Raw genomic sequence first — 18,564 nt, 5'->3', positions numbered from 1 at the left:
AAGAACATAGGGTTCAGGCCTCTTCTGTATTTTCGGCTTCATCACCTTTATTTTCTATGTCTGCAACTTCTTTCCATGCATCCCGGATGTGCATGGCCTGCATTCCAAGCTCCTGAGGCGGAAAGATATCATTCTCAGGGGTGTCACCTATGGACAACACTTCATGCGCTTCAAGACCCAGAAGACCCAGCGCCTTTTCAAATAACCTTGTATCGGGTTTCTTGTACCTCACATCTGAGGAGAATATAATGAAATCAAAATACTCATGAAGCCCCAGAAATTTCAATTCAACCTCCGAGAAAACGCGCTGTCCGTTAGATACTATGCATTTAGGAAGATCCCTATACTTTTCAAGGACCATCCGGCTTTGCGGATAAGCCTCTATCTTGCGCAAGGATGCAGATCTGAAAACAATAGAGGTTTCAATTCCCAGTTCCTTTGCATCGATATCCCACATCGAATGATCATTGCAGATAGACTCAAAGACTTCCTCTATCTTTATTTCCGGGTGGAACTCTGCTGAAGTTTCAACTATGTACTTTGTCCTGTTGCGATATTCCTCTTTCAATACAGAAGGATCTACCTTCACACCCCGGTACTGCAACCACTTGCTCACAGCATCATAGGTTGAGAAACTGCTCTCATCTGTCTGGATATCTATCAGCGTGTGGTAACAATCAAATATCAAACCCTTTATCTGGGAGCCTTCAGACATTCAATAGCCTCCTTAATGAGATAATTATAATGTGGATATCGCCTGTGCAACCGGGCAGACCTTATGAGCCCAAGGCTCATGAAGAAAGGCAATACCTTTGTAATATAATGGAAATCTTCCTCATTCCTGCTGTAATGCCAGAGGAAATGCCCAATATAAGGCTCAGCGCTTGTTCCTGAACCCTTGTTATATTCAAAATAATTCTTCAGTTCAGAGCACAATATACCCAGATCCCTCACAGCATTGCCGTTCTCCCAAGAACTTTCAAAATCAAGAGCATACGGAACACTTTTCCTGAAAATATAATTGGAAGGAGTTGCATCCCTGTGAACCATGCAGCCGCAGTAACGGTCAAGGAGCGGACTGTACCACCATCTTCCCAGCAGTTCATTAAAAACCTGTCTTGTGAAATGATCGAGATGGAGCTGATCCAGAACATGATGGAAATTTGCAAATTCCCGCGCCCTGTTATAGTAGCCTTCTGTGGAATCATGGAGGCGGCGAAGCATGTGCGCAACCGATGTAAGACGATCATAAAGATTCCTTTCGTTTTCCATGTAACGGAAAAGAGATTTGCCTGATATATACTCAGTTACGAGGACACAATTAAAATCCCGGTTCATTGCTATGGGCTTTGCAACGTTTATGAATTGCTCCACTCTTTTCAGATTGGTATATTCATTCGTCATTGCCTCACATGCATCGTATCTTTTCATTTTCCCACGCGGCTCGGCAAAGAACTTGGCTACAACACTATACCGTTCTCCTCTGAACTTGTACCTGCATACGGTATGCGAGGATGGATCATACTTGAAAACATCAACCATACAATTCTTATTATGTATCCTGTCACCAAGCAGTCCGACAAGCCAGTCCCTGAAACGGTCTCCCGGATAAAGAGTGTTCACATAATATTTCAAAACCGCATTTCCCCGTTGTTTGAGTTGGTATATACTCTATGCACTTCTATGTATGACTATATGTGTCTATCTGTTAAAGTGTAGGAGTACATAGGGGAATGTTTTTCAACGCATTTTTAGAGAACAGGAACATTGACAGTATATCAAGTTCATCAAAGGGTATCTGCATTTCTTTCAGGATCGGTTTTATGTGGAATTCAGAAAGTTCGGTTTCATAGGAATCCAGATTATTCTGCCATTCCTTGATCTTCCCGGCCTTTTCATCTTCCGGGATATTTGATCTTGAGATGGTGTCCATTATCCATGATGAGAAGTCTCTGATTATCAAAAAACCCAGAGGGCATGGCTGTAATCCTAGTGAGACGCCGGAATTATTTACTTTAAATGGATACAGACCGCAGACAGTAGGCCTTTTGTCATAGATATCGCACCTGTCGATCATATTCAAAAAAGAGCATGGGGTGTTCATCATATAGAGATGAGGGATATTGGAATCGCTTATAATATTCTTTGCTTTCTCCTGGTCCTTTTCTGTAAGGAACCTGAACTCATCTTCGAGCATGTGAACCCGGCCGTTCTTGCAACAATATGCCTTGCATGTATCGGGACATTCATAATATCGCAGAATGTTCTGTATCACATTATAATGAATAGCCTTTTTTACCGTCATACTGGATTCCATAAGTCGATATATCTCCAATTACATCTTTTTTACCTGTATAATTCAATAAATTGCAGTATATAGGAAGATAAGGAGGATATAGATGTTTTGAGTGGGAAAAAAGGAAATAATCATGATAAATTATGATTTAGTGACAAATATGATAGTAAATTATGAAATAAAGGTAATATTGAAGGAATTAATGCCATAGAAACAAGCCTACATAATATGAATATTGAAAGTGGTGTTTTTGAAAAGACCCTGCATTGACCTGATTGAATGAAAAACAATGATAAAATCGCCTTTGTAAAACTCTGGCAGATGCAAAATTATAAAAAAATGGTGGGAAAGTAGGAAATCATTCAAAACCGTGGCCTGAAAGACATTCTTTCAGAAGGGAAAACCTGTCAACAATGCCTATGAGATGTTTGTTATCTGTGACGCATATGCGACCAACATCGTAGTGAATTATGGCTTCGATGGCTTTGGAGATGGTTGTGCCGGAACTGATCGAATAAAGCGGTGTAGACATTAGCTTTTCTACTTTAGGGCTATCCCCGGAACCATTGTCATGGAAATCACCGGAACGGGTAACTACTCTGGCAAACCCTACTTTTATGATATCGCTCCGGGTGATTATTCCTATGACTTCATCATCATGAGATACAACAGGTATTCCTGTGTAATCCCATTCCAGCATGTTGCCCCATATCTTAGCTACACTGTCATCTGGATAAGCAGTCTTTACATTTTTGTTCATTATCTCCCCCACTGTCTTTTGAGGGAGCTTTGATAGATGGACTTGTCGCAACAGATTGGTATCACTCAGTATGCCTGCGATAGTTTTGTCTGTTGATGAGTTCAAGACCGGAGAGCGGTGTTGCTGTGCATCGATCAGTAGTTTTGCAGCCTCTCTTACCCCGGTCTGGGGAATGATAAACGGGAATTCACGCGCATAACCTCCTACTGTTACTTCAGACCTTCCCGACTGTAACCTGAGGACGTCCTGGACATCCAGCATCCCCACTACGCGGCCATTTTCATCCAGTACAGGAAGGCCATGCAGATGATTATCACGCAATACCTGCCTGGCATGTGTCATCAGATCATTTTCTTTTACACATACCGGGTCTTTAGTCATTATATCCCCAACTATCATTGTTTCACTCCTTGGTTCCACTCTATAAAAGATAAGCCCTTTTTAAGGCTGATTCCTGCATTTTCGCCCTAACTGAGAACGCAGGATGCCATTTACTCCATATATTATATTACGCATCACTAGTATTTGAAACTAAATACCGGCGATGTCACGCCAATGATAACTTCCCCTGTCCGCAAACTATTAAGTTAAAGGATACAAAACCAGATGCATGGCATATTCTTTTGTTCTGATCATAATCCTTGCGCTGCTCCTTGCAGGGCTTGTTATGTCATTTTTTGCATTCAAGCTTAAAAGAGAAGAGTACAAGGCTACCGGCAAGTACCCCAGGGGCCATTATATGGGACGTGGACTTGCAATCGGCATTGCAATAGGGATACCAATAGCTATTGTGCTGGAAAGTATCTTTACAGGATATATTGTCGGCCTGGTCATCGGCACCTTTGTAGGATCAAATATGGAAAAGAAACACGAACATGAATTAAGGCCTCTTACGCAAAAAGAGAGAGACCTGAGAAAAAAGACGATCATGATATTCACAGCTTTGTTCGCAGTTGGAATAATCGCGTTTGTGCTAGCTATCATATAATTTTAGCAGAGCCAATCTGGCATGATGGAGTCATTCATCCTGCATACTTTTATATTCTTTGAGCAATCGGACATATTCCGCCGCATTCTCCCGTATATGGGCGATGTCATCATCTGTGAGCTGCCTCTGTACTTTTCCCGGCACTCCGACAACAAGACTTCCCGCAGGTATCTTCTTCCCCGGCGGCACAAGTGCATTTGCCCCAATGATGCAGTTATCTTCTATCTCTGCGCCATCAAGTACCGTGGCGTTCATCCCGATGAGTACATTGTTGCCTATATTGCACCCATGCAGTACAGCCCCGTGCCCGACAGTGACATCGTCCCCAATCTTAACCCTCTGCGGCGCATCCGTGTGAATGACAACGTTGTCCTGTATGCTTGTCCTCTCACCTATTTTGACCGCACCACTATCACCCCGGATAACCGCATTGAACCAGACACTAGACTGGTCTGAGATGCTAACATCACCAATTACCGTTGCATTTGCAGCTACAAAAGCTGTTGGAGAGATTTTAGGATTAGTATCTTTGAATTTCAGAATCATGTGAATCACTTCAAATAACTACAATAAAGTGCCCAAAACGGATAATGATTATTTTTGACTTCCCGAACCCCCGGATTCCTCCTTCTTTTCTTCCTTGTGCTCTTCCCTTTCACCAAAATCTACCATCAGATGATTGCATCTGCCACTTTTTTGTCCGCATACTTTACAATATCTAGGCATGGTATTCCTCTTCAGTATAAAGATAGCACCATTGATTTAAATAACCACGCAACAACCTGGTCAGTAGCATCACTGGCTTTTTCTATTATCTTAGAAAAGCCTGTTTTTAATGCCCCACATGTCATTGATCCGGAATGAATCCTTTGATAACTGCAATCAACTCATCCGGCTCCTCTTCCGAAATAAAGTGACCTGCATTGGGAAATCTGATGACTTTTGCATCCGGGAATGCTCCTGCCCATCGATCCAGTTCCTTTTTCCTGAAAGCGATGTCCTTCATGCCCCAGGCTATCAGTATATTTTTATCCTTCAGGACATGTATTTCATCCCACATGGATTGTAACCAATCCGCTGAGCCGATTATTTGTTTTGGGAATATCCAGGACCCTTTCCTTTTTTTCGGATCATCCAGTGGCATCAAATAATGTTTATGGATCTGCGGGGTCAGTTTGCTTTTGTCACCAAAAACCGACCTGACAACATTCTTAGCAAAGAAATTATGCTTTTTGATGAGATATCTTCCACTCGGCCCTCCTACAAAATTGCTGAATGCCTGATAATACCAATCTGATCTTACAGACCACATCCAGGTATTGGTGATCACGATATTCTTTACCTTTTCAGGATGATTTAATGCATAGGATAATCCGATCGGCCCGCCCCAGTCCCCAAAAAACAAAGTGATGTTCTCCAGATCCAGCGACTCCAGAAAAGCATCAAGATTTATAGCATGGTCCACCGGTAAATATGAAAAGTGCCCCGGTTTGTCCGACAAACCAAAACCGATATGGTCAGGCGCAATGCACCTGTGGCTCTTTGACAGCTCTTTGATCAGACCCCTGAATTCAAACGACCATGAAGGATTGCCATGTATGAAGACCACCGGATCCCCTTCCCCTTCGTCAACATAGTGCATGTTCCCAACAGATGTCCTAAAAAAATGCGATCTGAACGGATATTCATTTGTATCGATCCATGCCGGATTATTCGCACTATCCATATCATCCTCATTATCCATATTTTCCACCCCAGATTTTACACCCCAGATTTTACAATCAAGATCAATGAAAATATTCTTATCTTCGTCGTATCCGACAAAAATGCAACAAAAGCAAGAACAAATAATATTATTCCTGACAGGAATATATGCCTTCTTATCAACAATTGTAGTAATAAACCAACTCCACGATCTGCAAGATTTTAGGATACGTTGCAGAATACAGAAAATGAGTGGAGTGGTTTTTAATTTGATAGACGAATTTGGTGATGACAAAAACATAGAAATAAAAGATAGCAAGAATTCACTAGATCCATTGCTAGCTCATTTGTTTAGAACAAATAAAATGAGTTTCATCATTGTTTCATTGATGATATGAATAATAATTTACATTGTTACTATATTGGTTCCTATCATTGAGTCCATATATTGAAAATAACACTATCTCAATAGTAGATTTATTTGGTTTTTATACATCAACAATGAATTAAATTTGGATGTGTGTGTTTAGTGTAATTATTTATACTGTTCGGTTTTTTGGACTTACTCATACCCCATAAAAATCCTCATGCGGCTGCCGGGATTCGAACCCGGGTTCATGGCTTGGGAAGCCACGGTCATAGCCACTAAACCACAGCCGCACATCGAAAAATTATAGTCTGTAATATTACGTCTGAGATTATAGATTTTTTGGTAAGGAGAGCAATCAAAGAGTTTGCATATAATGTTTTGTGTGAAAGAGAGGATTTCGGATTTTGTATCTTTTGGAACCTCGGTGATCTTTTGATAATTACTTGCAGAATAGATTGAATGTGCACGATATAATAAATAGTAATATATTAATTAAGTAAATGGATATTTTACATAGATTTCTGCTAAACAAAATATCATGACAGCAGAACAGGAGACAAATTATGAAATTAGTAAAAACATTTATTTTGATCATTTTATTGATAGCGGGTTTTTCTGCCGGATGCATCGAAGAGGAACAGCAGGTTCCAAACACGGGTGAACTTTACAAGGCAAGCATGTATGAGGAAGCAATTGCATCGGCGGATAGCATACAGGCAGATGATCCATACTATACCGATGCCCAGAACTATAAAGGAGAATCCCTCTACGCACTTAACAGGTATGATGAAGCAATCGAATGTTACAATAAAGTAATAGAGATAGAGCCCGAGAACATGGATGCATGGGTTTACAAAGGCGACTCTTTTCTCGAACTTTATAATTATGACGAAGCAGACGCATGCTACGACAAAGCAATAGAGATCGATCCGGAATTTGATGAAGCATGGGAAGGAAAAGGAATGGTCCTGTATTATAATTACGGGTATAATGAATCATCAGAATACTTTGAGAAGGCAATAGAATATTCTGACAAAAGGGTAAACTCTGACCCGGATAATTATGAGCCATGGTATAACAAAGGAGTATCTTATTCATACCTCGAAAACAAGAACAACGAGTCACTCGAATGCTATGAGAAGGCAATAGAGCTCAATCCGGAATTTGCTTTTGCGTGGATAGGAAAAGGATATGCACTTATTGAACTCGGCAGATATGACGAAGCAATAGAATCCTATGAGAAAGCAATAGAGCTCAACCTGGGAGATGCTTATGCATGGGAAGGAAAAGGAGATGCACTTATTGAACTCGAAAGATATGATGAAGCAATCCAATACTATGACAAAGCAATAGAACTCTATCCAGAATTTGCCTATGCATGGATAGGAAAAGGATATGCACTTTACAAACTCGAGAGATATGATGAAGCCATCAACCACTTTGATAAAGCAATAGAAATTAATTCGGAAGATGCCTATGCATGTGGAAATAAAGGGTATATGCTTGGTATACTTGAAAGATATGATGAAGCAATAGAATGCTACGATAAAGTAATAGAGATCTATCCGGAATTTGCCTCTGCATGGAAAGAAAAAGGGTATGCACTCTACAAACTTGGTAGATATGACGAGGCAATCCAATGTTACGATAATGCAATAGAGATCGATCCGGAATATGCCGGTGCATGGGAAGGAAAAGGAGATACTCTTAACGAACTTGGCAGGTCCGATGAAGCAAATGAATGCTATAAAAAAGCAGGAGAACTTAGCTCTTAGGCTAAAACGATCATAAGCATTCATTAGAGACTCGATTAACGAACGCAGACCAATACCATAAAAGAAAAACAAAGGAAAAATAAATGAAAAATACAATTTATTGTTAGTATTATCCATATCTGCTGGCTATACTATCTGCAGGATGTGCTCTTGATGATTATCAGGATACATTCCCATCTGAAATAACAGACCTTGAACTAATGTACAGGACTGCAATAAAAGATGCAATCGTAGCTGAAGAGGATGAGATATACACAGAACTGTCCCCGATAATCGAGTCTAATACTGAACTTCAATGGATGGAAGAGTCCGGTGACAAATATGTCCTTGTTGTCACATGGACCAAGTATCCTGAGAGCTACACTGTCAATTCAAACGTGTCCACATGGTGGGGAGACACATGGGTGATGGTCATTCCTGAGTTGAAAGACTTCGTTGAGCAAAATGATATCCAGGATGATGATCTAACACTCAGACTGGAACAGCTCATCGGCCTTCCTTATGAGGACGGGAATGAGTATTTTGTAGAAATGTGGGTCAGACCGGATGACCTTTTCAGACCATCTCCTGATCCTGAGATCACAGATACTCAGTCCCAACTTGAATTTTATGAGAACGTCTCACAGGAACATGCAGAATGGTTCAATTCCCTTAAAAATACCACCTATGATCAGTACCCGTGGAGCAGACTGGGATACACATACGATTGGGGAGATCCCGACAGTGATGTCGGGCTGAGCGAGTACGTTATCAGGAATAATTCTACAGTAATAGTCAGTTCAGTATCATCAACTGTTGACTATTTCGATCAAGAATAGGGATGAGATTGGAATACTCAAATGAAGAGTATTCCTGTCTTTTTCGCGATTAGAACGGAGTGTATTCCAGGACTTACAGGCAAAAACTGGTAAGTTGAAACTGATCTTATGTCAGCTCCCTCTTCAGGATCTTATGTGCGACATTTAGCTGCTTGAATTTCTCAGTGTCCCCGGTTGGCATATCCGGATGCAATTCTTTTGACATGAGCTTATATTTTTTATTAATGAGCTCAAAATCAGTCTCATCGTGATCACAGCCAAAGAATTCTCGCGCCTCTTGGCGTTTATCATAAATATCAGAATCCTCTTTGAACTCTAAAATGAACTCAGATAGTGTGATGTCCTCTGAAAGAACCCGGTTTGCTTCAATCTCAATTACCCTGGATAGGACATAGAGATTCTCTACATAATTTTTTTGCATGTTGTGGCTGTAATGCATGCGATGATCTGATATCCACCAGGTTGCAGAAGCTTTTACTTTTTTCATTGACAGGCGCTCAAGAGGGATATCAATATCATTTTCGTTAACACCAATCTTTTTTAGGATCGTAATAATGTTATTCTGAAATTGTATGGCTCTTCTGTTACTAGCGCCCTTAACAACTACTGAACCAATGTCATGTCCTTTTATTTTAAGCATTTTATTCACTCATTTTCGTTTTTGAAGACTTCACTAGTACTATGCTCATTTATATAACCATATGCACAATCCAGAATCTCTTTTGAGGGGAGGATTAAGTCATAGAAGGAAGTTCATTGGCATTTCCCATCTTCAACTCACTGAGCATCATGACCGTTAGCTGGTGCCGGATCTGCTCACGACGCTCAAAAGTTGACTTGTAATAAACAGTGACCTTCACGCCGTCACGGTCAGAGCCCAGGAAGAAACTTACATCAACATCGATACTGTTCCATACTTTCTCTTTCAGGATCTCGATCTTTGAAGCAAGATCAGACGGGAGGTCATCCATATCAAAATACATTTCAAACTCATTCCTGAACTTATCCCTGCCATAATTCTTGATGGGTTTCTCAAGGAAAGTCTTGTTTGGTATCTTGAAATAATCCTCGTAACTATCGGGTGTCGGGTCAACTACCACATAGAACAGGCCGATATGCTTTACCAGTCCTTCCATGTCACCATCCTCTCCCACCCTAATGTAATCACCAATCTTGAAGGGTTTTTTGGTAAGCAGAATAAACCATATGAAATAGGAAAGGATCACATCCCTTATAGCAAAAGCAAATCCTGTGGTCATCAATCCAAGGAAGATAGCTATATTCTGTATGGTGATATTAAACTGCCAGAAAATTACCAGGGTCGCAAGAAGATATACAAAAGCAAGGTACATCTTGCCAATGAGTATTCGTTCCTCAATATGCCCCAGACCCTTAAAGTGATCAAGGATATGATTAACGGTGAGTTTTATGAAAAGTGTTGCAAGAGCATATGACATAAAAATAGTGACCAGTGCACTCAGAGACTCTGTAAAAACAACAGGAACTTGTATTATTTGCGTTTCAGCTACGTGAATGAATACAAGTGCAACAATTATCATGAATACAAAGAACAGGAAGACTTTGTTCAGCAACTTGTGCACCAACTTTGACTTAACATTCATCAGGCTCTTACGTGAAGAATTCTCACCCATACTTCAGCTCCGTACTTGCACTATCAAGAGATCAGATCATAACTAAGAACATTCATCTTAGCGATATACTTTACTTATTTAGAAAGGCGAGTTGAAACCGGCAAAAAAGAAAGGAAAATAAAGTATATAGAAAAGACAGTTTACTCTGGCTTCTGGTACTTATCGATAATCTCCTGGAAAGAATCTGCCACATATGACAGATTATCCCTTCCGACCTGGAAAGTGCTTAGCTTGAAGTATTTAGTAAGTCCTGATTTAATACCATGGATATTACGCTCTTTAAGTTCCCTGTAAAGGAAATACCTGCCTTTCTTTGCTGTCTGTGAAATATCGTAAAATACTGGCGCTTCAAAGAACATCAGGTCATGATTGTGAGGATTCTCGCCCATCTGCATAATTCCCATCTCTTCCAGCTTTGAAGAGAACCAGCGGGCATCTGCAACCTCATTCTCCCAGTTGCGTGTACGGCGCACCACGTGTGGGAATGAAGCTATCATAGTCATCACTGTTGCACCCCTTGCGGTACAGCCCAGAAGTTCTACTTCCTTGACCTTGTGTGTGGGAGATTTCCTGAAAACTATGTCCGCATAATCTTCCTTAACTCCCAGCACACCAATGGGCCCTGATGATGCCATGGACTTGTGACCGCTGCCCACAACAAAATCCACACCCATCTTTTTTGCATGGATAGGCATCCTGCCCACAGAGTAGGCACCATTGAGCATGAGCGGCACATCGTAACTGTGGCAAATGTCGGCTATCCTCTTTACATCTGCAAGGTTGCCATAACTGCCATCCGGATATGTGACCTGTGCCAGTGCCGGAGCCTTGCCAGTCTCACTTATGACTTCCTCGATAACTGTGGCATACCCTTCGACATCCGTTTTATACTCAGGACTGCCGCTGTGTGGAACTGTCTTAACGTTAAGCCTTGCACGCTGTGCAGCAACAAAAGAAGAATAATGAGCAAGCCCGTCAAGCACAACATAATCGCCTTCATGTGCCATGGAATGCATGACAGCAAACTTTGATTCCCTTGCACCATGGGTAATCCTTACAGCATCCGTATCCAGGAATACGGGCAGAGCACTGTGAATGAACTCTTCTATCGGAGGCTTCTTGATAAGGTCAAGTACACCACCACAGAAATCACAGACCGAATATCCGTCTCCCCATTCAAGCAATGCCCTGCGGGCCTCTTCTGTGAGTCTGCCACCTGTCTGGAGCGGGTCGATGTTTATAGCATCTTTGGGACCACGCTCGATAAATCCGAATTTACTAAGAGTAGAATCATCAAGTTCCATAATATTTCCCCTGGTCTGAAGTAGTGATACTGAACTTTCCAATACTAGTTAAAAATGTTCATCGAAAATTAGTTTAATATGTTGTCACTAAATCATAGCTCTGGTTGGACAAAGAACGAAAAACAAAAGAAAAAAAGCACCATAAAGTGCTAATTCAGACTACTCAGATATCTATAGCTGTCCTGAAAACTGACATGAATTCGTCACACTGGGAGATCATACTGCCTGCAGCATCCTTCACAACATCAATAGGATCTGTACCGTCTGTTTTCACAAAAAGTATAGGATCACTTATTGATACGTGTTTCATGTCATATGTTGCTATCTGAACCCTTTTGTCATCGAGCAGAGCCGACTTGAGCATGTTGAGAAGAGTGTGATTCTCGCCTATGATCTCAAGGTGCATCTCATCATCAGTTTTATCAATTATCTTCAATTCCATCTTAATCTCACCCTAAAATATACGCCATTTTCAGATAATTCCTGTTCCATAGTCCGAAGAAATCTTTCTTCTCTCTATGCGGCCACATTCCGGACATTTTAACCTGTCGTTGTCCATTACAAGACCAGACCTGCATTTTGAACAATAAGCCTTCATAACGCCAAGGGACTTACCGTCAGTACTCAGACGCATGTTCTGTGTATTAATGACCTTTGCCTTTACAACGTCTGAAAGGGAAAACTCCTGGCCAAGGTTCTTGACATAGGAATCCCTCACATTGGAAACGTGAATAGCTGCTGCCCCATTGGTCTGGAACTCACGCTCACCTTTACCTTTAATAGCTCCAATCTCCACCAACACAACAGAATCGCGCATATTGACAACACTTCCAACGACGATATCGCCTTCATTTATCTGGGGAGGAGTACTTGTCTGTGAAACAATGGATATTGTTCTTGATTTCCTGTCAATGTTCACATACCCGGTACCTAGTGAATGGATGTCTGCCACGTTGACATAGGTTCCATTACCTGCCCTGAATTCTTCCGTAGTACCTACAAAATCACCGGGCATTACAAAAACGCTTTCTTCTGGGTTAACGTCATCTTCTGTATCCATGTCATCTTCTCCAGTAGACCCTTTTTTGGGCTTTATATTCTTTTTTCCTGCTTCACTGCTTTGGACCGGTTCCTTTTCAGCTTCAGCGGAATCCGCTGCCACCTTTTTTGGTGCACCTGTTGCTTCCGGCCCTTTTACAGGAACCTCTTCTTCGCCAACCTGCTGGTCTGCGGAATTGGATGATTTGATCTTCCTACGTGAAGTCTTTCGTCTATTTCTAATCCTAATAAGAATCCCTCTTATAATCTGAAATCAATATATAAAAGTGCACAAAATCCATGATATTTTTCAATTTCAAGTAAGAACCACATATCTTAAAGTGTTATCGCACTATACGATAGATCTCTACCTTTACCATTTCTACTTCTTTCTTATGAAATTTAAATGTTCGTTTCATTGGAAATGCCGTTGAGTACCAATCTGTAATCCTGGCATCACCTATGAACTTACTAATAAAATCATGGCTCCCGCAATTATGAATGGAATATACCACATCACTGGTTTTCAACGCACTTAAAAGAAACGGTCGATCATTGCCCTTAGCCTGTGCACCAAACGGAGGATTCATTACAACCGTATCGGCATGCCCTTCAACCTCAAATACATCATTGTGGACAAACTCAACATCCACCCCAAGTCTTTCAGCATTCCTCCGGGCAATTTCCAGAGCCTTCCGATCAATATCAAAACCAACTACTTTCTCAGCTCCCAGTAACTTTGCCCCGATAGCAAGCATCCCTGTCCCGCACCCAAGATCAAAAACAGTACCTTCAAGGTCACCCTGCATGTAAGCAAAGTGCAGCATTTCGGCTGCAAGCAGTGCAGGGGTTGCATACTGTTCAAGAGACACACTGGGAGAATCAAAACCCTCCACCTGTTCAAGCAGGATCTCAAGCTTTCGCTGCTTCAAGTTCACTCACCTGTAATCTCATCAAATATGAGGTCTTCCCATTCCCTTTCACCAAGAACGATCTCAAACTCCATGGGAGTCAGCATTGGTGCGTGAAACCTTCCAACCTCATCCACAGCAAGTCGGGGACATGCTGTATTTACAAACGCATCCACCTTGAATTGTAACAACTGGTCCGGAGTCACAAGGTCCATTGTGAAAACATATGCATTCCTACCATGCTTCTTTGCCATTTCCTTCAGTTCCTCTGCCAGTGCCATACGTTCCTGTCCTGGCTTTGTTGACACAACAATACCAAATACTTCAGCATCAATTGACTTTGCAATTACTGCACTTCTTTGCCTGAGAACCCTGGAACTGTCTACCTCACGAAGTTCATTGACAAAAGGATCTGCGATCAGGACTCGCCTCTTTGTTGCCAAGGAAACACCAAGAGGATGGAACTGACCGCTCCCGATGTATAGATACTCGTCACACATTTCCTCCCTTGCAGCTGAGAAATTGCACCCCAGCACTTGCCCCGGATATGCTATCTTGCTGTCGCCTGAACATATGACGCACTCTTTCCCATGTTCCCTTAGAATTGAAGTTGCATCTTCAAGTTTATGCACATGCTGAACCGTAGTTATCAGACCGATCTTCTGCCCCCGGAGTTCAGGAACAGCCAGCTTTACAACATCCTTTACATCGACTGCTGACCGTGTCTCAATGAAATATACCTTTTGTGAAAGCTTGTTATCGTCAAGGTGTGCATGCCCGAAATGGAAAAGAATCTCCACATCATTCAATAAAGCAACGTCAAGATCACATGCCCCGAAACAAGGATTTCCCGATATGATCACACTGGTACCAGTTTCAGACTCTATTCCTGAGGCAATCCCCAATGACCGTCTCTTAAAACCTTCCGGAAACTGCAATCCTATGACCTTTGCACCGGTATCCTTTATGACGGAAATGATACGAGCCAGCTGGAAATCGAATGCTTCTATCTCACTCATGAACAGCCTCTATGGAAACACCTTTTTCAGTCACATCGATACAGATAAGAGTCTTTACATCAATTCCCAGATCCTTTAATCTGGAAACACCGTTACCACGCTCGATAACAACTATAGTACCAGTGATAACAGCACCAATACCCTCTAAGGCCTTTATCAGTGATACAAGAGTGCCACCTGTGCTTATCACATCATCAACGATAAGAACCCTGTCACCTTTTCTGACATTATTTACGTAAAGTTCACCCTTTGAGTAGCCAGTTTCCTGGGAAAGCCTGACCTCACCTTCAAGCCCATATGGCCTTTTCCTGATAATTGTGAAAGGAATACCGGTTTTCATAGAAAGCGCTGTGGCAAGGGGAATACCCATGGCTTCTATTGCAAGTATTTTGTCAAAGTCCTTGCTCACCATTCCCAGTATATGCCATGTGATCTCCTCAAGCAGCTCTGGTTCAAGCTGTGGAACACCATCTGAAATAGGATGGATAAAATAATAGTAATCGCCCCTGCGTACAATTGGTGCATTCAAAAGGGATTCACGAAGTATATTTAACATAGTTACCGCTTACTACCTGCCAATATATAAAAACCGACCGTTGGAGGAAAACTCCACGGTCATACTGCAACAAATGCTGTTTTCTGGTCCCGTTCCTGTGTTATAGCAGAATACAGGGCTTCCTTGCTCAGTGATTTTGGATGATAGTAACTTCCATTGCTTTGCATGGCAACTTCCTTAGCAAGCCTGGAGCCGGTATCACTTATATCAACCACAAGGATGTTGACATGATTGGAAGCTATCTGTTTGCAGATCTGTATCACCTCTCGCCTTATATTGCCCCCAAGATGAAGAGGAGAGTTTGCAGTCCCGTCGGTGACAAGTATCATGATTGGAACGGCAGATGGCTCTTTTTTCACTTCCCTGACAAGAGTATCCATTCCCCTCAGCAGTCCTGAAGCCATTGGAGTTGTGCCACCAAAAGGCACCTTCTCAAGATAACGCTTTGCAGCTTCCACTGATGATGTGAATGGAAGGACCAGTTCACCGCTGCGCCCACTGTATGTTACAAGCGAAACCCTGTCCCTGCGTTGATATGCATCCTTCAGGAGTGCAAGAACCACACTGGTTGTTATCTGTACCTTTTCCTGCTCATCCATGGAGCCTGAAGTATCAAAAACGATATTTATCAGGCTGGAGATACGCCTCCTTCTTACCTTTTCCCGGATATCGCTCTTTTTTATCTCGATCTTCCCGTCCTTTGCATGGTGCGCTGCTGCACGGACCGTAGGAGCAATGGCAATGTCTGTGATCTTTTCACCGGGCATCCTGTATCTCACATAACGCCCACGTTTGCTTTTGGTAAGGACCTCAGCACGCCTTCCTGATTTTAACCTGCCTGTTGCAAGTCTTTTATTCTGAGAATTGCGGGCAAAGTCATTGAGTATCTTGCCAACTGTTTTGTCATCTTTCAGGTCTTCAAACATTTTCTCAGAGCCAGACCTCTTGCTGGTAACGCCAGATTCATTTTTAAATTCTGCTTCCAGGTCATCATGACAGAGAATAGGTACGTATTCCTTAGGCGTCAGCTCCACAAGGACTTCAGATTCATAAAGACAAACGGGAGATGAAGCCTTTAAAGCATGCTCTTCAAATATAACATCCGATGCAGGAGGTGGCACTTCAAATGAAAACTCTTCAAACTCTTCATCAGTATCGTTGACAGTAGCATTCCCTTCATGCTCCAACATTCCTGAAAAAACAGACTTTTCAGATAGATCGTTATCAATATCTTTTTTTGGAACCTGAGCAAAAGTATCTTCCGGAATTACATTAGACACTAAAGAAATATCCGGCTCTGCAACATCTGCCGGCAGTACAAGAGTGTCATCTGATGGTATATTATCCTGTGAACTTTTGAAAACTGCTACAACTGCCGAATCGGATACACCGATCAAAGGTTTGAAGAAAACAGCAGGTTCCATTACTATATGGTCTGAATCAGCAACAATGTAAATGTTCTCTACCTCATCAGGCCTTATCTGCTCCATATTAGAATACAGGTTATCATACAGGATCTCAGTGTCATCCTTTGAGAATTCAGATACCGAGTTTCTGGGGATACGCAACCCGAGCACAGGAACACCTATGTGCATCACTTTTATACCGTAATTGCGAGGAAGATTCCTGCGCAGGCGCTGAACAAGTTCGATCTCGCTCATTCCCGCACCCCGCTCATACCTTTCCGTCGACAACTGCCCTTAGCTGGTCTACGCTGAACTCTTCTTCTTCAAATGGCTTCTTGCGCATCCTGTGCGGCAGGACCATCTCTGATGACTCAATGATGTCATCATTGGTTATGCGTTCCCTGCCCTCATAAGCCGCATTTGTGCGGGCTGCGCGCTCTATCATGATGTCTGCACGGTGCCCGTCCACATTAAAAGCTATACATATCTCTGCGATCGTCCGCAGATTGTCTCTGGTTGTGGTTACTCTTGGAAGCACATGAATAGCCTTTACTATCTTTGAACGCAGCTTTTCCTGCTCAGCTTCAAATTCACGTATGAACTGTTTGGGTTCGTCATTGAACCTGTTTCGCCTCTCTACAATCTCAATACGCTGTTCAACATCATAGATACCTGTGACCTCCACCTGTAATGCTATCCTGTCAAGCAGTTGAGGACGAAGCTCTCCTTCTTCAGGGTTCATGCTACCAACAATGATGAAATTAGCAGGGTGGCTGACACTCACACCTTCACGCTCAACAGTGTTGACGTTCATGGCTGCAGCATCGAGAAGTGCATCAACGACAAAATCATCCAGCAGGTTGATCTCATCAACGTAAAGGATACCACGGTTTGCCTGGGCAAGAATACCAGGATCAAATGCCTGAACACCCTGGCGCACAGCTTTTTCAATATCCAGACTGCCGACAACGCGGTCTTCAGTAGCACCCACTGGAAGATCAACAACCTTCATCTGGCGCTTATTGACATGAAGCATGCCTTTTCTTTTCTTCTCTATACATTCCCAGCAGAAATTCTCAGAATCTTTCGGGTCACAGTTGAACTTGCAACCCTCTACAACCTCGATCTCTGGCAATATCTCTGCCAGACCTCTGACTGCTGTTGACTTGGCCGTACCTTTCTGCCCACGTATAAGTACACCACCAATTGAAGGATTGATAGTGTTCAGTATAAGTGCCCTGAGCATTTTTTCCTGCCCGACTATGGCAGATATAGGATAGAGCACCCTTTCTGTTCTTGTGGCCTTGCGGGCTACATCTTCCAGATATTGAGAAGGTACTTCTGCTGTTTTTGGAACTTCTTTAATTGTCCCGGTGATACTTGAACTCATATTATCGCCTTTCTCTAATGAAATCTTGCATATTGTAACTTGTTAACAGTTGGCTGCATTTACAGATACCTTAGGATTATCGCAGAAATGAGAGCCAGGAACAAGAGTAAAAGCCCTCCTGCAAAAAAACCAAACACTATTCTGATGTGTACTTTTTTTTCTGCCTTCTTCGCAAGCCCGTTAAGTTCATACAAAGAAAATGACGTACTCAACAGGAACAACATCGATGACAGCAGCAACAGTGATCCTGCTACAAGGATATATTCTGCAGTCCATGTAAGAGCTTTTGCATTTAAGAGATCAAGAAAAAAGTCTTTTCCGTGCCTCACGTACGAAGCTGTGATCCATAACATAGTGTAAGCTATTTCTGCGGCGCCCATTATTACCGAGCATATAGCAGTTGTCATAAGCGTGACCATCATCCCTATATCAGGGAGATTCATATCGATTTTCCATTCATCACCCAAAATTTCACCTTGAGAGTCTGTTTTGTGATCTATACCCTCTGATTGAAGATATCGAATATATGCTTTAAAATAATAAAAATATACCTATTAAAATATTTAGCGGTGTAGAT

Annotated in this window: 21 protein-coding genes and 1 tRNA gene; 3 read left to right on the top strand and 19 right to left on the bottom strand. The window is 42.1% G+C overall.

All coding sequences use genetic code 11. The annotated features are described in order from the left end of the window. Positions 1-13 precede the first annotated feature (13 nt). The 4 genes from BB781_RS01680 to BB781_RS01665 all read right to left on the bottom strand — a co-directional run bounded on the left by BB781_RS01680 (position 14) and on the right by BB781_RS01665 (position 3,455). Positions 14-715, bottom strand: a complete 702-nt coding sequence (locus BB781_RS01680; RefSeq protein WP_094226758.1) for an HAD family hydrolase — start codon at positions 713-715, stop codon at positions 14-16. Next, positions 694-1,635, bottom strand: a complete 942-nt coding sequence (locus BB781_RS01675; protein WP_242492492.1) for a phosphotransferase — start codon at positions 1,633-1,635, stop codon at positions 694-696. Before BB781_RS01675 ends, BB781_RS01680 begins: the two co-directional genes overlap by 22 nt. A 73-nt stretch (positions 1,636-1,708) precedes the next feature. Further along, positions 1,709-2,317 (bottom strand): YkgJ family cysteine cluster protein, encoded by a 609-nt coding sequence (locus BB781_RS01670; protein ID WP_094226757.1) that lies wholly within the window; start codon positions 2,315-2,317, stop codon positions 1,709-1,711. A gap of 337 nt (positions 2,318-2,654) precedes the next feature. Further along, positions 2,655-3,455, bottom strand: coding sequence for a CBS domain-containing protein (locus BB781_RS01665; RefSeq protein WP_242492491.1), 801 nt, complete (start codon positions 3,453-3,455; stop codon positions 2,655-2,657). Between the two features lie 211 nt (positions 3,456-3,666). Between BB781_RS01665 and BB781_RS01660 the strand changes: the two genes are divergently transcribed. Continuing rightward, positions 3,667-4,044 carry a hypothetical protein gene (locus BB781_RS01660; RefSeq protein WP_094226756.1) on the top strand — a complete coding sequence of 126 codons (378 nt, stop codon included), beginning with the start codon at positions 3,667-3,669 and terminating at the stop codon, positions 4,042-4,044. 30 nt (positions 4,045-4,074) lie between these two features. On the opposite strand, the gene BB781_RS01655 is transcribed toward BB781_RS01660, so the two are convergent. From BB781_RS01655 to BB781_RS01640, 4 genes are all read right to left on the bottom strand, one after another. Further along, positions 4,075-4,590 carry a gamma carbonic anhydrase family protein gene (locus tag BB781_RS01655; protein WP_094226755.1) on the bottom strand — a complete coding sequence of 172 codons (516 nt, stop codon included), beginning with the start codon at positions 4,588-4,590 and terminating at the stop codon, positions 4,075-4,077. A 48-nt stretch (positions 4,591-4,638) separates the two neighbouring features. Beyond that, the gene (locus tag BB781_RS16295; protein WP_277985474.1) at positions 4,639-4,770 is read right to left on the bottom strand and encodes a hypothetical protein; all 132 of its coding nucleotides are present in this window, start codon (positions 4,768-4,770) and stop codon (positions 4,639-4,641) included. Between the two features lie 121 nt (positions 4,771-4,891). Next, positions 4,892-5,788: an alpha/beta fold hydrolase gene (locus tag BB781_RS01650; RefSeq protein ID WP_207205226.1), complete on the bottom strand. Its 897-nt coding sequence runs from the start codon at positions 5,786-5,788 to the stop codon at positions 4,892-4,894. Positions 5,789-6,336: 548 nt separating this feature from the next. Beyond that, positions 6,337-6,408 (bottom strand) — tRNA-Gly (locus BB781_RS01640). 273 nt (positions 6,409-6,681) lie between these two features. Between BB781_RS01640 and BB781_RS01635 the strand changes: the two genes are divergently transcribed. Beyond that, complete coding sequence (locus BB781_RS01635) at positions 6,682-7,893, top strand: tetratricopeptide repeat protein (protein ID WP_094226753.1); 1,212 nt, start codon at positions 6,682-6,684, stop codon at positions 7,891-7,893. A gap of 200 nt (positions 7,894-8,093) precedes the next feature. Beyond that, complete coding sequence (locus tag BB781_RS01630) at positions 8,094-8,711, top strand: hypothetical protein (RefSeq protein WP_094226752.1); 618 nt, start codon at positions 8,094-8,096, stop codon at positions 8,709-8,711. Between the two features lie 106 nt (positions 8,712-8,817). On the opposite strand, the gene BB781_RS01625 is transcribed toward BB781_RS01630, so the two are convergent. From BB781_RS01625 to BB781_RS01575, 11 genes are all read right to left on the bottom strand, one after another. Continuing rightward, on the bottom strand, positions 8,818-9,351 hold the full coding sequence (locus tag BB781_RS01625) for a J domain-containing protein (RefSeq protein WP_094226751.1): 534 nt from the start codon (positions 9,349-9,351) through the stop codon (positions 8,818-8,820). Between the two features lie 94 nt (positions 9,352-9,445). Next, positions 9,446-10,363 carry a mechanosensitive ion channel family protein gene (locus BB781_RS01620; protein WP_094226750.1) on the bottom strand — a complete coding sequence of 306 codons (918 nt, stop codon included), beginning with the start codon at positions 10,361-10,363 and terminating at the stop codon, positions 9,446-9,448. 140 nt (positions 10,364-10,503) lie between these two features. Next, complete coding sequence (pscS, locus tag BB781_RS01615; RefSeq protein WP_094226749.1) at positions 10,504-11,667, bottom strand: O-phospho-L-seryl-tRNA:Cys-tRNA synthase; 1,164 nt, start codon at positions 11,665-11,667, stop codon at positions 10,504-10,506. Positions 11,668-11,830: 163 nt separating this feature from the next. Then, a complete protein-coding gene (locus tag BB781_RS01610; RefSeq protein WP_094226748.1) occupies positions 11,831-12,109 on the bottom strand; it encodes a DNA-directed RNA polymerase subunit L in 279 nt (92 codons plus the stop codon). A 30-nt stretch (positions 12,110-12,139) separates the two neighbouring features. Next, positions 12,140-12,829 (bottom strand): exosome complex RNA-binding protein Csl4, encoded by a 690-nt coding sequence (locus tag BB781_RS01605; RefSeq protein WP_242492490.1) that lies wholly within the window; start codon positions 12,827-12,829, stop codon positions 12,140-12,142. A gap of 220 nt (positions 12,830-13,049) precedes the next feature. Next, positions 13,050-13,637 carry an METTL5 family protein gene (locus BB781_RS01600; RefSeq protein WP_094226747.1) on the bottom strand — a complete coding sequence of 196 codons (588 nt, stop codon included), beginning with the start codon at positions 13,635-13,637 and terminating at the stop codon, positions 13,050-13,052. A gap of 2 nt (positions 13,638-13,639) precedes the next feature. Then, complete coding sequence (gene dph2, locus BB781_RS01595) at positions 13,640-14,635, bottom strand: diphthamide biosynthesis enzyme Dph2 (RefSeq protein ID WP_094226746.1); 996 nt, start codon at positions 14,633-14,635, stop codon at positions 13,640-13,642. Then, positions 14,628-15,191 carry a hypoxanthine/guanine phosphoribosyltransferase gene (gene hpt / locus BB781_RS01590; protein WP_094226745.1) on the bottom strand — a complete coding sequence of 188 codons (564 nt, stop codon included), beginning with the start codon at positions 15,189-15,191 and terminating at the stop codon, positions 14,628-14,630. The genes dph2 and hpt overlap by 8 nt, the downstream gene beginning before the upstream one ends. 59 nt (positions 15,192-15,250) lie before the next feature. After that, on the bottom strand, positions 15,251-16,852 hold the full coding sequence (locus BB781_RS01585) for a VWA domain-containing protein (RefSeq protein WP_094226744.1): 1,602 nt from the start codon (positions 16,850-16,852) through the stop codon (positions 15,251-15,253). A gap of 13 nt (positions 16,853-16,865) precedes the next feature. Further along, positions 16,866-17,987, bottom strand: coding sequence for an ATP-binding protein (locus BB781_RS01580; protein ID WP_242492489.1), 1,122 nt, complete (start codon positions 17,985-17,987; stop codon positions 16,866-16,868). Between the two features lie 59 nt (positions 17,988-18,046). Beyond that, on the bottom strand, positions 18,047-18,454 hold the full coding sequence (locus BB781_RS01575) for a hypothetical protein (protein ID WP_094226743.1): 408 nt from the start codon (positions 18,452-18,454) through the stop codon (positions 18,047-18,049). Positions 18,455-18,564: the final 110 nt, after the last annotated feature.

Origin of the sequence: Methanolobus psychrotolerans (assembly GCF_002243045.1) — an archaeon.
In the GTDB taxonomy this organism is placed as follows: domain Archaea; phylum Halobacteriota; class Methanosarcinia; order Methanosarcinales; family Methanosarcinaceae; genus Methanolobus; species Methanolobus psychrotolerans.
The sequence above is the reverse complement of the archived record's forward strand: the minus strand, read 5'-3'. Positions and strand labels throughout refer to the sequence as shown.

Bases quoted from the DNA above. Each gene is read 5' to 3' on its own strand.
- BB781_RS01680 (WP_094226758.1), bottom strand. From the start codon at position 715: ATGTCTGAAGGCTCCCAGATAAAGGGTTTGATATTTGATTGTTACCAC.
- BB781_RS01670 (WP_094226757.1), bottom strand. From the start codon at position 2,317: ATGGAATCCAGTATGACGGTAAAAAAGGCTATTCATTATAATGTGATA.
- BB781_RS01665 (WP_242492491.1), bottom strand. From the start codon at position 3,455: ATGATAGTTGGGGATATAATGACTAAAGACCCGGTATGTGTAAAAGAA.
- BB781_RS01660 (WP_094226756.1), top strand. From the start codon at position 3,667: ATGGCATATTCTTTTGTTCTGATCATAATCCTTGCGCTGCTCCTTGCA.
- BB781_RS01655 (WP_094226755.1), bottom strand. From the start codon at position 4,590: ATGATTCTGAAATTCAAAGATACTAATCCTAAAATCTCTCCAACAGCT.
- BB781_RS16295 (WP_277985474.1), bottom strand. From the start codon at position 4,770: ATGCCTAGATATTGTAAAGTATGCGGACAAAAAAGTGGCAGATGCAAT.
- BB781_RS01650 (WP_207205226.1), bottom strand. From the start codon at position 5,788: ATGGATAATGAGGATGATATGGATAGTGCGAATAATCCGGCATGGATC.
- BB781_RS01635 (WP_094226753.1), top strand. From the start codon at position 6,682: ATGAAATTAGTAAAAACATTTATTTTGATCATTTTATTGATAGCGGGT.
- BB781_RS01630 (WP_094226752.1), top strand. From the start codon at position 8,094: ATGTACAGGACTGCAATAAAAGATGCAATCGTAGCTGAAGAGGATGAG.
- BB781_RS01625 (WP_094226751.1), bottom strand. From the start codon at position 9,351: ATGCTTAAAATAAAAGGACATGACATTGGTTCAGTAGTTGTTAAGGGC.
- BB781_RS01620 (WP_094226750.1), bottom strand. From the start codon at position 10,363: ATGGGTGAGAATTCTTCACGTAAGAGCCTGATGAATGTTAAGTCAAAG.
- pscS (WP_094226749.1), bottom strand. From the start codon at position 11,667: ATGGAACTTGATGATTCTACTCTTAGTAAATTCGGATTTATCGAGCGT.
- BB781_RS01610 (WP_094226748.1), bottom strand. From the start codon at position 12,109: ATGGAATTGAAGATAATTGATAAAACTGATGATGAGATGCACCTTGAG.
- dph2 (WP_094226746.1), bottom strand. From the start codon at position 14,635: ATGAGTGAGATAGAAGCATTCGATTTCCAGCTGGCTCGTATCATTTCC.
- hpt (WP_094226745.1), bottom strand. From the start codon at position 15,191: ATGTTAAATATACTTCGTGAATCCCTTTTGAATGCACCAATTGTACGC.
- BB781_RS01585 (WP_094226744.1), bottom strand. From the start codon at position 16,852: ATGAGCGAGATCGAACTTGTTCAGCGCCTGCGCAGGAATCTTCCTCGC.
- BB781_RS01580 (WP_242492489.1), bottom strand. From the start codon at position 17,987: ATGAGTTCAAGTATCACCGGGACAATTAAAGAAGTTCCAAAAACAGCA.